General features: G+C 35.4%; 10 protein-coding genes and 4 tRNA genes. 9 read left to right on the forward strand and 5 right to left on the reverse strand.

Annotated features, from left to right (window positions below):
- Positions 1-3,119: 3,119 nt before the first annotated feature.
- The gene (locus ACGF7G_RS09525) at positions 3,120-3,812 is read right to left on the reverse strand and encodes an MgtC family protein (protein ID WP_387464991.1); all 693 of its coding nucleotides are present in this window, start codon (positions 3,810-3,812) and stop codon (positions 3,120-3,122) included.
- Positions 3,813-4,007: 195 nt separating this feature from the next.
- Between ACGF7G_RS09525 and ACGF7G_RS09530 the strand changes: the two genes are divergently transcribed.
- Entirely contained in the window at positions 4,008-4,277 is a 270-nt protein-coding gene (locus tag ACGF7G_RS09530) for a hypothetical protein (RefSeq protein ID WP_387464993.1), read from the forward strand.
- On the opposite strand, the gene cspE is transcribed toward ACGF7G_RS09530, so the two are convergent.
- The gene (gene cspE, locus ACGF7G_RS09535) at positions 4,270-4,482 is read right to left on the reverse strand and encodes a transcription antiterminator/RNA stability regulator CspE (protein WP_010847246.1); all 213 of its coding nucleotides are present in this window, start codon (positions 4,480-4,482) and stop codon (positions 4,270-4,272) included. The two genes, ACGF7G_RS09530 and cspE, sit on opposite strands and share 8 nt — an antisense overlap.
- A 479-nt stretch (positions 4,483-4,961) precedes the next feature.
- Here cspE and ACGF7G_RS09540 point away from each other — a divergent pair, with 479 nt between their 5' ends.
- Together ACGF7G_RS09540 and ACGF7G_RS09545 are read left to right on the forward strand one after the other, a co-directional pair.
- Positions 4,962-5,480 carry a YlaC family protein gene (locus ACGF7G_RS09540; protein WP_387464995.1) on the forward strand — a complete coding sequence of 173 codons (519 nt, stop codon included), beginning with the start codon at positions 4,962-4,964 and terminating at the stop codon, positions 5,478-5,480.
- 118 nt (positions 5,481-5,598) lie between these two features.
- A tRNA-Asn gene (locus ACGF7G_RS09545) sits at positions 5,599-5,674 on the forward strand.
- 125 nt (positions 5,675-5,799) lie between these two features.
- Here ACGF7G_RS09545 and ACGF7G_RS09550 read toward each other — a convergent pair.
- Complete coding sequence (locus tag ACGF7G_RS09550; RefSeq protein ID WP_387464997.1) at positions 5,800-6,873, reverse strand: hypothetical protein; 1,074 nt, start codon at positions 6,871-6,873, stop codon at positions 5,800-5,802.
- Between the two features lie 719 nt (positions 6,874-7,592).
- Between ACGF7G_RS09550 and ACGF7G_RS09555 the strand changes: the two genes are divergently transcribed.
- The 6 genes from ACGF7G_RS09555 to ACGF7G_RS09580 all read left to right on the forward strand — a co-directional run bounded on the left by ACGF7G_RS09555 (position 7,593) and on the right by ACGF7G_RS09580 (position 10,839).
- Positions 7,593-7,668 (forward strand) — tRNA-Asn (locus ACGF7G_RS09555).
- A 241-nt stretch (positions 7,669-7,909) separates the two neighbouring features.
- Positions 7,910-7,985 (forward strand) — tRNA-Asn (locus ACGF7G_RS09560).
- Between the two features lie 246 nt (positions 7,986-8,231).
- Positions 8,232-8,307 (forward strand) — tRNA-Asn (locus ACGF7G_RS09565).
- A gap of 217 nt (positions 8,308-8,524) precedes the next feature.
- Positions 8,525-9,577, forward strand: coding sequence for a dihydroorotase (gene pyrC / locus ACGF7G_RS09570; RefSeq protein ID WP_387464999.1), 1,053 nt, complete (start codon positions 8,525-8,527; stop codon positions 9,575-9,577).
- Between the two features lie 201 nt (positions 9,578-9,778).
- Positions 9,779-10,033, forward strand: a complete 255-nt coding sequence (gene bssS, locus ACGF7G_RS09575; protein WP_011146095.1) for a biofilm formation regulator BssS — start codon at positions 9,779-9,781, stop codon at positions 10,031-10,033.
- 203 nt (positions 10,034-10,236) lie between these two features.
- Positions 10,237-10,839 carry a LuxR C-terminal-related transcriptional regulator gene (locus tag ACGF7G_RS09580; protein WP_387465026.1) on the forward strand — a complete coding sequence of 201 codons (603 nt, stop codon included), beginning with the start codon at positions 10,237-10,239 and terminating at the stop codon, positions 10,837-10,839.
- Between the two features lie 61 nt (positions 10,840-10,900).
- On the opposite strand, the gene ACGF7G_RS09585 is transcribed toward ACGF7G_RS09580, so the two are convergent.
- A complete protein-coding gene (locus ACGF7G_RS09585) occupies positions 10,901-11,959 on the reverse strand; it encodes a rhodanese-related sulfurtransferase (RefSeq protein WP_387465001.1) in 1,059 nt (352 codons plus the stop codon).
- A gap of 260 nt (positions 11,960-12,219) precedes the next feature.
- Complete coding sequence (locus ACGF7G_RS09590; protein ID WP_387465003.1) at positions 12,220-12,456, reverse strand: DinI-like family protein; 237 nt, start codon at positions 12,454-12,456, stop codon at positions 12,220-12,222.
- Positions 12,457-12,486 lie beyond the last annotated feature (30 nt).

The following is a 12,486-nucleotide window of genomic DNA, read 5'->3' on the forward strand; positions in this document are numbered from 1 at the left end:
TCAAACAATTAAATAAAATCCAAATTCCCAATCTTAATAAGTTAAATTATCTAAATAAAAATATTAGGTATATTTTTTGATTTTATACGATCTATTAAACTTATAAACTCAAAATAACAACGAAAAAACCCTCCCTTAGTCAAATAATTATAACAAAATCAGTTTTATCACTGAGTAATAGGTATAAACAATCATCTTATTCTAAGATCTGACATTTCCATTTGTACGATAAAACAGATTGATTTTATGTAAAATTTGATTGCAAAAAAGATACTGGTATGATCACTTTTAGTTTAGATTTGTATTTTTTTTAACCGCAAGACTTAACTAAAAACACATACCACCACGCTCAAATAACACTAACCATACAAAAATAGTATAAAATACAGTAAGATAATGAATAAAAAAACAACTACAATAGCATTTTGCTGCTTAAATAACAGGCAATATACAGTATAAAGATAATGGAAAATGCAGACAATTTTGACTCCAAGCAATCAAATCAACGACAAAAATCATTAAAAAAATTTATCAAAAAATCATATTTCATAATATAATAAAACACAAAAACCTCCTGTTGATTACTTTATCTTTTTCACCTTTAGTTTTCATGTTTCAAATTATAAATTAATTAAATTTACACATAATCAATATACATTCTTTAAAAACATTAGGTATTTTAAATAAACATTAGGTTATTTATTAATCTAATATTCTACTTTAAAGATTTATAATAGATATAATTACAGATATAAAATCTTCAATCAACATAAATATATAACAAAATACCAATCACGAATATAATCACCACTTATTATATAATTCACAAATCAATATTTAGACAAATAACATACACTATTTCAGAGTTCATGCTCTTATAATACAAATTAAATAAAATTATTAAAATAACTTTTTATCATCATACATGATTTCATGTAAAATTTACAACCCTCATCCCAAAAACATTATTTTAATATGTAAAAAATACCAATAGGGCTGAAATTAATAGACATTCTAAATACCATTTATTTCAATGATAATCATAGATAAAAAAATCAAATCCATAAGGACAAAATAATTAATTAATAATTGTTGTAAAAACAACCAATGATGATAAGGTAGTAAAATAAAAATCAAGACAATATCCTACCAGGATAATATAATTAATAATCATTGATAATAAAAATATCATAATATTTTCATATCAAATATAAAGAAGATATTACTTTGATGAGTGATTTATTTCCCCATATAAATAGTAGTTATACTTTTTAAAATGACCATAACCATTCGCCAAGCATGGAAAATAATGCAACAATTGATTACAGTCTCATCTAACCACAGAAAACATTCTTAGGACAAAAACTCTAAACCCATTAGCTGATTAAATGAGAAAAGAATAAAATAGATATCGAGAATCATTATCAGTTATGCAATCAATAATACTGACCACACCGTTGTATCTTGGATAAAAGATATCCTCCATGAGAGCAAAATACAAACAAACCGCATCTGCCATTTAATACACTAATCTGGATGAAATAAAACCCAATGTACAACATTTTTTACTGAAAAAATATCTCATATCAACATATATGTCTATATAACAAAACAATTATGCCAATACAATAAAATATCCAATATTTTTAACCCCTCATTGATAAAGTTTTCTCAGAAACTCTCTATCCATTTTATCTCAATGTAAAGAAAGCTACGAAATATCACATATCAAATTTTGTACTAGTAAATGAATATTTTTCATCAGAAAAAATGAAATAAAAATGCTGACAATTAACATTGAAAAAACATTACTAAGGTCTGAACTTACCGTTATATTCAAGCACTTGATGATATTCCCTAGCGTCTATCTCCCTTAACTATCCTTTGTCTAATCCCCGCTGATTTTTCTCAAGTCGGGTAATATCTATCACTTTTTTTGTCTATCTGTACCTGTTGTAACATCAACATATCTCAATACCATGGCCTTATTAATGTCATTACCAGATAGGCCCTCCGTATACCGGTTCTTTTATAACATGGGATCTTTACAACGCCTCAGTTCACTAAATACCGCTCTTATTCCATTTCCCAGGATTCCAGCACCTACTTGCTCAGTTTGTTGGGTTATTAAAATAACATCGGAATCTAATCCTACATCATGACAAACCATGACAGTAATAACAGAATTATCTTCGGTAAGAACTTTTACTGTCCCTCCATACTCTCTTAATACAGAAATAACAAAGGTGACTCTCTTCTCTGCGGGAACAAAAAAAGTTAGTCATTCTTGTAATATTACGGCTCTTTCACCATCAAAAAGCAGTAAGAGTTTTTACTTTATCATTGAACAAATATCGAACTGCCGAATTAATACGCTGAAATTTTGCCTGATGGTAACCATTAGCTACTACTATTATTTTTTCACGGCATACTTCATCAAGCAGGATTATTATCTATTTTACTCTTATATAAGAACAAACTTAGATCATTTCTTCTACTTCACTTTTGCAAGTAAAATGATATTTCCACTGAAAGTTCTGAGCAGTAATAGGCAGCCGATGCCAAACAAAATAAAATGGTAACTCATCAATTTTTCTGTACCTGCGTATGATACCGGTATCAGCTTTACCCAACCAAACTTGATGTAAGAGTGACAATCATCAGCAACATCTCAATAATTAATTAGATTACAATAGTAAAAAATACTAAATCGAACCATCCACATTCTAATAAAACCATTAATAAATAATACCATAAAAAAACTATTATCCATATAAAGCAAATTTGTGACCAACCCATCATTGCCAGGTACAAGATATTTGATTGCCAGATCTTAAATAGGGATTTTCAAAACTACGACCTCATGCTGTCTCCCTTGGACTGATCACAGATTTACCAGATTTGTTTGTAATTTATCCTTTCCAAGACCACCAATATAATAAGCAAAAGCGCAATTGGTTAAATATAAACCACATTATTCGGAAAATAGTTTCTTAATTACGCGTTGCCTAGCTGAAAAAACATGCTATAGGCAACGCTCTATTGGTTTTACATGATGGAAGAGCCGTGACTCTTTATCGAACAAAATTATTATTGTTTTATACAAATAATTTTCAGATTTATAGTTCAGAAGCAATTTTCCAGTTTATTGAGCTAACGCTTCTTTCCAAACTCATACGACAAACAATCGCTTCTATCTCTTTTTGATCAGTGAGTGTTGCTAATACTTCAGCACACACTTCAAGTTTTCCAGGTTGGATCATATCAGTGAAACTCAGTGATTGTAGCCTCACGGCTACTCCATTAAGAGCCTGTAACACTAAAGTTCTTACTAAAACTCCATCATTACTGTCACACACTACGTGAATTTTATAACGCTGTGCCTGATCAGCGGCTAGATGTCTGGGTTGTAAATTAATGCGTTGAGCAGCTTCACGTAATAATATATTTGCGCAAAGAATAATCGCTGTCGCTATCGCAGCCAGCCAATACTGCCCAAGGCCACATAACACACCAATTCCCGCGGAACACCACAAAGTTGCTGCGGTATTTAATCCACGAATATTCATGCCCTCTCGCATAATGACACCGGCACCAAGGAAACCAATCCCTGAAACAACCTGCGCAGCAATACGACCAGCACTATCTGGTGAAGTTGTTATTGAACTGAGTATAAAAACAGCGGCACCAGTCGCAACTAATGCATTAGTTCTCAAACCCGCCATACGTTGACGCCATTGACGTTCAGCACCAATTAACGCACCAAAGCACATAGCTGATAACAGGTGAAAGACAAAAGGAGTTATTAACATGACATTCTCCATACAACTAAATGGATAAATAATCATGTGCATTTATTTTGCACACAGAAATTTGTGCCGAATGTTTAATTCAGCATTATTTTCTGTACATACCTGGAGGTAACAAAATGTAAATATATAACAGCATAATAGAAAACCCAATATACTATCCTCAGCGACTCCACTGAGTACCGGATAATACCGTCTTTGAGTAAGTACAGCTCAGATATTTTGAGTGGTACCGCCCGCCTTGTTCAGCAAGCAGCAAATCGAAAGGAAATGAACAGCTTGCCGTCTTATTTTTTATTTAACCAAAAACTTCGACTGTCCAATGAATCTAATCTCCTCAATAAAGTTTGCCCGGAGTATAATCAGGAATACTTAATAAGTAAAGAAAGATATTACTCTAACAAAGAAAAAGCCCGCCACTATATTGAGACAATGACGGACTTAAAAATCATTCAGGCAATCAGATAGCAGTTACGTTTGCTGCTGCTGGGCCTTTAGCACCATTTTCAATGGTGAATTCTACGTTCTGGCCTTCTGCCAAAGTTTTGAAACCGTTACCCTGAATGGCAGAGAAGTGAACGAATACGTCTTTGCTACCGTCAGCTGGGGTGATGAAACCGAAGCCTTTAGACTCGTTGAACCACTTCACTTGACCTTTCATTTTGTCAGACATTGTGACTTTCCTATATATCAAAAAAATTTTGCCAACATGGGCATGTACTGGCCAGTTATCAGCTATTACTTATGGAGGCACTAAGAAGGAAACGGTCAACAAAGGCTATCTGAGGATAACACTTACACATAACTCATTAACTCAAGATGTCGTACATAAAGTAGGTCTGTTTATCAGGCCGGCTGCATTAACTCATGATAGAAAAAGAATAGCAACCTTTTTATGCATTCATGTTTTAAAAAAAACGCCTTCGCTCATTATTAGAGCAATAATATAAAAAATAAAGTCATTAATTATAAATTTTTTTGATTTATTCAACCTTTATCTTAATGAAAGCACTAGGATTAATCTCAATCAATAACAGTTGATAGATTAAAATATAACAACTGATCTACGTCAGCTAGTCTCTCTCATGCTAGCCTTAAGGACCGATAATTATGAAAATATTTCACTTTCTCTTCATTTAATCAGGTCAACATATGAATATCATTAAGCAGATACTGATCCAGGATCTTGAACGAATCAACATTGAAGAACAGCGTGATGGCAAACTCCGTATTAACAGCCAGTTTATCAGCAACCATCCTTACCTTTGCCTGGCTATGCTCGTTTCCTACCTGACTCTCTCTGCACTTATCTGGTACGCCCCATATTTTGGTTTACTTTCACTGCTAGCCTTCACCGTACTTTTCATTATTATGGCGGCTGTTTTATTATTCGAAATTAAGCCCGTATATCGGTTTGATGATATCGGTGTGCTTGATCTACGAGTATGTTACAACGGCGAATGGTTCGTCAGCGAAAAAATCTCAGACCAAGCCATTAACGAACTCCATCTCCACCCTCATGTTCCGTTGGCAATAAAGGATGAAATCAAGCGTATTATAAAAATGAAAGGTGAAATACATTTTTATGATGTTTATATCATGGCATTCCCTGAGCAATCGCATACAGAGACATCATTGCCGATGATAAATAAAAGTACTCAGTTTCAGTAAAGTAGCATAGTTATAACACAATGTGTTCATATAGCGAACAAACAATAAAACAATAAGATTTTTTGCGTTGACAGCGTTTCAGTTCATCGCTAACATGCGCCCCGTTCTCAGGAACGATTCCTCCATAGTTCAGTCGGTAGAACGGCGGACTGTTAATCCGTATGTCACTGGTTCAAGTCCAGTTGGAGGAGCCAAATTTAAGTTCGGAGATGCTACAAAGAATTTCCGACACTATCAGATGCAAAGTCTGAGAAAAAAGCCCAATGTGAATTGGGCTTTTTTTATGTATACAACAACGCATTTAGGAATACCAACCTGATTAATCAAGAACGACTTTATAAACTCTCTCTTTAGATTTATGCAGTATGTTTACTTCACCAACAAATGATATTTCGTAATGAATCCTTACTTGACCATTACCTATATAATTGAAAAAATCAATACCACCCGGCTGGCCATCAACATTTCCTTTAGGATTAATTACAGCTAAACGGAAAATATTATTTTCATCACCACTTAAAGACTCTATCTTTAATAATATCTCTCCTGCGTCCTGATTATCAGCAGAATACCCTTTAATGTGAACTGTACCTTCTTTCAATACCTTATCTTTAAGTTTAACATCGCTGACCATAATATTGATATCATAATCAATAATACTCTCACCAATTGGTCGCCCTCTACTCTCATCATATTCATCAATATACGGCACTTCCAAATCACGACGAATCTGAGTTGTCCCAGGATTTTCATCAAGCTCTACACGTATACGTTGAACAGTAGAGAATTTAGCACTACCGCTTTCGCTAATAGTATAATAAACACTATCGTGTTTACCCGCAGTAAGAAGAGAATTCTTTACAGGTAAACTACGGATATCATTACTATCTTGTACACTTGGAACAACTTCAACATTATTATCAAAAATAAATTTCAGTTCATGCTTATTTAAAATATTCGAATCAGCAAAAAGTACTTTAACACCTGCTCTTATATCACCACTGTCAATAACATTATCATAATTTGCCGGATATATAGGCGCAGCCAATCCTGTTGATTTAAGCTTGAATCGATCTAGAACGGCTTCTGCAACTACATTGTCACTCGCATCTGTGACTTCAGCAACAAACTTAACTGTAGCATTAACTTTTTGATCTGTTTTGACTTTTACCCATATTTCAGATGTTCTACTGATAGGATCAAATATGTTATTGTTATTTACAATTTCATATTCGCCATCATTCAAGCCATGCACCACAATTTTACTTTTATAATTATCTAATAATACCGAGCCATCATCATCCTTTGGAACTACAAACAATCGTAATGGAACGTTAAACCAATCTTTATGTGAAACCCAGTTAGTTACATCAGTATTAATTAAAAACTTCATGACTTTTCCTCATTTGTTTTATAGAAATCACCAGAAAATCAATCACTCTTTTCGGGAGAAATACTAGCTACTGATTTTATATTTAGGATTATTTTTACCTCCTCAATAACAGTTTAACTTTATAATATCCAATATTTTTCTGAGATGGCTTTTACTTATTTTATTGCATTTTGTATGTTAATATATATCTATTACTAAATTAAAAATATCTTAGCATGTTAGCGGTGAATAAAACTTCGTTATCAATGGCGAGCTCTTTTACATCTGTTTCAGCCTCGATTAATACCATGCTTTACAAATTGGAGGTTAGAGAACAAATTACTTTTTCAATTAAGAATTATAGACAAGTAAATTCACTAATAAATATCAAAAGACAATAAGTGACCTGTTAAAATAAATAAAATAGGAAATTATTATTAAATATAAAAATTCTATAAATAACATTGAAATAAAGTTACTGGATATATATTTACTTATATTTTTAATACTCATAATCAATTATTTTATAAATAAAAAACAGATAACATTTCCACTATCTAACTATCATAGATAGATATTAGTTAATTCTTGTATTTCCTGAACTGGAAAGTTTGATTGATTAAAAAATAGTAAAAAACACAATTTTGGACATCAGTTAATCAATCAAACTCAATTTTCAATTTTCCCCTTTGACAAGCCCTAAATACCTAGCTATTATTCGCCCCGTTCTCAGGAACAATTCCTCCATAGTTCAGTCGGTAGAACGGCGGACTGTTAATCCGTATGTCACTGGTTCGAGTCCAGTTGGAGGAGCCAAATTAGAGAAGCCCGCTTAGTGCGGGCTTTTTGCATTTCTGACCCCACTCTTCAGTTACAACGTAACATTTATAATCCTAATCAACTGACTTCCATAGCATACAGTTTCCAACAAACAACCTTCATTCCGCATAAATACAGAGCAACAAGTTCAGTTTTCCAGCAAACAAACCTTATTTGTTATTTTCTGCTTTGACAAAGCAAAAGTGTACCGCTAATATGCACCTCGTTGTAACGCAATTCCTCCATAGTTCAGTCGGTAGAACGGCGGACTGTTAATCCGTATGTCACTGGTTCAAGTCCAGTTGGAGGAGCCAAATTAAGAAAAGCCCGCTTGATGCGGGCTTTTTGCTTTCCTAATCTCGCCAGTCACTGACAATGTGACAAAGACACAATAATTCTATCAAACCCACCTTTGTAGCATACCATTCCAGCAAACAACTATTATTCAGCATAAAAACAAACCAACAAGTTCAGTTTACCAGCAAACAAACCTTATTTGTCGTTTTCTGCTTTGACAAAGCAAAAGTGTGCCGCTAATATGCGCCCCGTTGTGAAGGAGTTCCTCCATAGTTCAGTCGGTAGAACGGCGGACTGTTAATCCGTATGTCACTGGTTCGAGTCCAGTTGGAGGAGCCAACTTCATTTCTTGTTTTACCCTCATATTTCATTTTTTTCTTGTTGATAAGAAAATCCACCTCTGATTACCCTAAGCTTATTGATTTAACTAAATTTTTTACTAAAGATTACATTCATTAATAGCTATTTAACTGTTTTAGCTTTATTATCCATTCCCGGCTTGAATATGCTGAACTCAGCATATTTCCTTCCTATCATATATACTGGAGCCGGTTTCATGACCACTAAATCATATACAATAAAAATCCGCCGCCCTGATGACTGGCACATTCATTTCCGTGATGGTGAAATGTTAAAAACTGTCGTTCCTTATACCAGTCACTATTTCGGGCGGGCTATCGTCATGCCTAATCTGCTTCCGCCGATTACAGACGTAACTAGTGCCAAAGCCTATCGAGACAGAATACTGGCAGCCATCCCCGAAGGGGATAATTTCCAGCCTCTTATGACTTGTTATCTTACTGATTCTACTGATAGTTTTCAGATAGAAATGGGTTATAAAGAAGGCATTTTTACCGCTTGTAAGCTCTACCCTGCCAATGCTACAACCAATTCAAGTCACGGTGTCTCTGATATAAAGAATATTTATTCATTATTAGGAATAATGGAAAAACTGGGGATGCCTCTGCTCGTACACGGTGAAGTTACTGCTTCCCATATCGATATTTTTGATCGAGAAGCCCGTTTTATTGAACAGGTAATGGAACCATTGCGTAATCAGTTCCCGGCACTGAAAATTGTGTTTGAACACATAACAACCAAAGAAGCTGCCCAATATGTACTGGAAGGCGGTAATAATCTGGGAGCAACATTAACTCCACAACACTTAATGTTCAACCGTAACCACATGCTGGTTGGTGGAATACGCCCACACCTGTACTGTCTGCCTATTCTGAAACGCAATATTCACCAGGATGCTTTGCGAGCCGTCATCGCCAGTGGCTGTGATCGCTTTTTCTTAGGTACAGACTCTGCACCTCACTCGCTGCACAAAAAAGAGTCACCCTGTGGCTGTGCCGGCGTATTTAACGCGCCATCTGCATTACCTGCTTACGCAACAGTGTTTGAAGAGATGAATGCATTACACCATTTTGAAGCTTTCTGTTCACTTAATGGCCCTAAATTTTATGGACTGCCCGTCAACGAAGGCTTTGTCGAATTGACTCGCAAATCTTCCATGGTCATTGAGCACATTGATTGCAACAATGAAAAACTTATTCCATTTTTGGCTGGCGAAGATGCTCGCTGGGAAGTAAAAGTAGCAGACTGACATACACATGGGGATAGTCATCGTCCCCATTAACTTACATGGCCTATCAACCCACCAGCGAATGGGCCAATAATTCCTAACAAAAAACCTTCTTACTTTCATTAAAAAGCATATACTGATAATGACTCATTCAAGAATGAGGTAGTTTGCTCTTAGTCAATGATATTAATAAATAATGCAGTGATCTGATTAGGAGGTTTTATGGGCAGTAAAGATGAAGTTATTCAAACGCATCCTGTTGTAGGTTGGGATGTCAGTACCGTTGATACGTATGATGCCGTGATGCTACGCCTTCACTATTTGTCCTCCCAAGATCAAACACCAGAACATGTCATGGTAGATAGAACCTTATGGTTGACAACTGACATTGCAAAGCAGTTGATATACATCCTCCAGGCAGGAATTGAAAAGATCGAATCCTCAGAATACAGCGATCTGAACCATACTAAGCATTAATAATCTCAAGCCCGGACACCCGAGTAACTGGGTGTCCGGCCTGGAGGCACATTGATTCACCCCAACGATTTTGTCTATAATACCATATCATTAGATAATAATTTCGGATTAAGCTGACTTAACTATCGCAATTGCCGAGTTGACTATCGATAGATAAGGCGTTTATTGTGAGTTCGGCCAAACAGGAACAGGGGCGTACAATAATGAAAATCTTAGTCGTTGAAGAGTGCTATTACACCCGTTCAGGTATCAGTGAGTTTTTAAAGAAAAACGACAATGTTGAAAATATTGAAATTGTTAATTCACCTTCAATTAACGAAGCTATAGATATTGTAGCACGTTTTTCTCCTGATATTATTTTAGTTAATTTAACTCATTATTGTCACCATTCCAGTTATTGTTCTCATTTACAGAAATTTATTACTCTTGTAGGTAACACACGTATCTATATATACCTTAATAGCGACTATCCTTACTGTGAAAATCATATTGCACTGAAAAACAATACTTTTATTCTGGCAAAGAAAAACCTTCCCTATTTACTTAATAAATTGAGTCAAATAACATTACAAGAAATTCAGAAACATCGGGCGACAATTGATGAATGTTGTTCTATTTTTAGTCCTCAAGAGCATAAAGTCATCGATTACTGGATGAAAGAAGCTCCGAATTACCGGATATCCCAAAAACTAAACATCAGTAATAGCACAGTATACTCTCATAAAAGGCATATTGCTGAAAAAATAAAAGTGCATAATAGAATTGAACTCTGTTTTATTTACAATATATTTAAATATCTCTACTGAAAAAGCTATTATCTTAAAATAAACTGGCACAACAATCTCTCTGTGCCAGCTATTAACAATACTATTTAGTCAACTGTAATGAGGTAATATTCAATCCTTCCTGTAGACGATGCCGGGATTTATTAAATATTTTTGCTCCATTTTCTCGACCAGCCCGACGAACACGCTGTTCCATTTCGGGTAGCCTGACTTCTTCCCCACATGCTTCGCTACAACAACCTTCAAATTTAGCAGCACATTCCGGGCACTGAATAAACAACAGGTGACAACCATCATTCTTACAATTAATATGGCTATCACAAGACGCTCCACATTGATGGCAATGAGCAATGACATCATCTGAAATACGTTCTCCCATCCGCTCATCAAATACAAAGTTTTTACCCATAAAACGCACTGGTAATCCCTGCTCCCTGGCTTTACGGGCATATTCGATAACACCGCCTTCTACGTGATATACGTTTCTAAAACCATTGTGCAACATATAAGCACTGGCCTTTTCACACCGAATACCACCGGTGCAATACATCACAATGTTTTTATCCTTATTATCCTGCAACATTTCCACTGCCATTGGCAATTGTTCACGGAAGGTATCAGAAGGAATTTCAATTGCATTTTCAAAATGCCCGACTTCATATTCATAGTGATTACGCATATCGACAAATAGCGTCTCAGGATCATCCAACATCTGGTTGACCTGCTCTGCTTTAAGATATTCACCGGTTTTTGATGAATCAAAAGTTTCATCTTTAATACCGTCAGCCACTACGCGGTCACGCACTTTCATACGCAAAACCCAGAAAGATTTTCCATCATCATCAAGGGCGATATTCAACCTCAAATTATCCAATGCAGGATCGACGCAATACAATAACGCTTTAAATGCTTCCAGCTGATGAGTTGGTACACTTATCTGTGCATTGATCCCTTCTTTGGCAATATAAACCCGGCCAAATACTGAAAACTCAGTAAACTGTTGATACAGGCTATCGCGGAAAGCCTGAGGATCTAATATATTAAAATATTTATAAAAAGAGATGGTAGTACGAGGCTGGCTCTCCGCCAGCATACGTGCTTTCAACTCTTTATTAGAAATGCGGTTATGTAACACTGGCATGGTGTACTTTCCTGAATTTCAAGTCATAAGATTAAATGTAATAAGTGATGACCTCCGCCATCAAGCAGGTATGATAACGAAAATGATTTTCAACGAGTAGTAATTTGTAACGCGGTAACAGGAAATCAATAATAAAATGGGAGGTCTTCCCCTCCCATCGATTGATCATGAAATCCTTCACATCACAGATTATAGGATAAACACCTCAGGTTGCTGGCAACCGACAGGTTTAACTGGCTGTAATTTAGCTTAACCCTCATTCAGGGCTGGAACCAATCATCAGCACTTTCCCATGTTTCTTGCAGAATTTCTTCAACAACTTTCCTGTCATCGGGAGTACCACCACAGACAGATAGCCCATCATTACCCGCTAACTTCACATTGGTTTTAATATCAGGCCAACGGCGTTTAAGACGGTTATCCAGTTCTACAGCAAGAGCGGGGACAGCACCTTTTGGCAGCTTCTTAGATTTATCGATAGTCACTTCTACATGCATAGTTTTTCCCTCCACGAACATTACTGTTTA

Origin of the sequence: Photorhabdus sp. RM323S, from assembly GCF_042879375.1 — a bacterium.
Taxonomy (GTDB): Bacteria; Pseudomonadota; Gammaproteobacteria; order Enterobacterales; family Enterobacteriaceae; genus Photorhabdus; species Photorhabdus tasmaniensis.

What these genes read in the sequence shown, in the direction of transcription:
- ACGF7G_RS09540 (WP_387464995.1), top strand. Translation starts at nt 4,962, where the DNA reads ATGAATATCATTAAGCAGATACTGATCCAGGATCTTGAACGAATCAAC.
- ACGF7G_RS09580 (WP_387465026.1), top strand. Translation starts at nt 10,237, where the DNA reads ATGAAAATCTTAGTCGTTGAAGAGTGCTATTACACCCGTTCAGGTATC.
- ACGF7G_RS09525 (WP_387464991.1), bottom strand. Translation starts at nt 3,812, where the DNA reads ATGTTAATAACTCCTTTTGTCTTTCACCTGTTATCAGCTATGTGCTTT.
- cspE (WP_010847246.1), bottom strand. Translation starts at nt 4,482, where the DNA reads ATGTCTGACAAAATGAAAGGTCAAGTGAAGTGGTTCAACGAGTCTAAA.
- ACGF7G_RS09585 (WP_387465001.1), bottom strand. Translation starts at nt 11,959, where the DNA reads ATGCCAGTGTTACATAACCGCATTTCTAATAAAGAGTTGAAAGCACGT.
- ACGF7G_RS09590 (WP_387465003.1), bottom strand. Translation starts at nt 12,456, where the DNA reads ATGCATGTAGAAGTGACTATCGATAAATCTAAGAAGCTGCCAAAAGGT.
- ACGF7G_RS09550 (WP_387464997.1), bottom strand. Translation starts at nt 6,873, where the DNA reads ATGAAGTTTTTAATTAATACTGATGTAACTAACTGGGTTTCACATAAA.
- pyrC (WP_387464999.1), top strand. Translation starts at nt 8,525, where the DNA reads ATGACCACTAAATCATATACAATAAAAATCCGCCGCCCTGATGACTGG.
- bssS (WP_011146095.1), top strand. Translation starts at nt 9,779, where the DNA reads ATGGGCAGTAAAGATGAAGTTATTCAAACGCATCCTGTTGTAGGTTGG.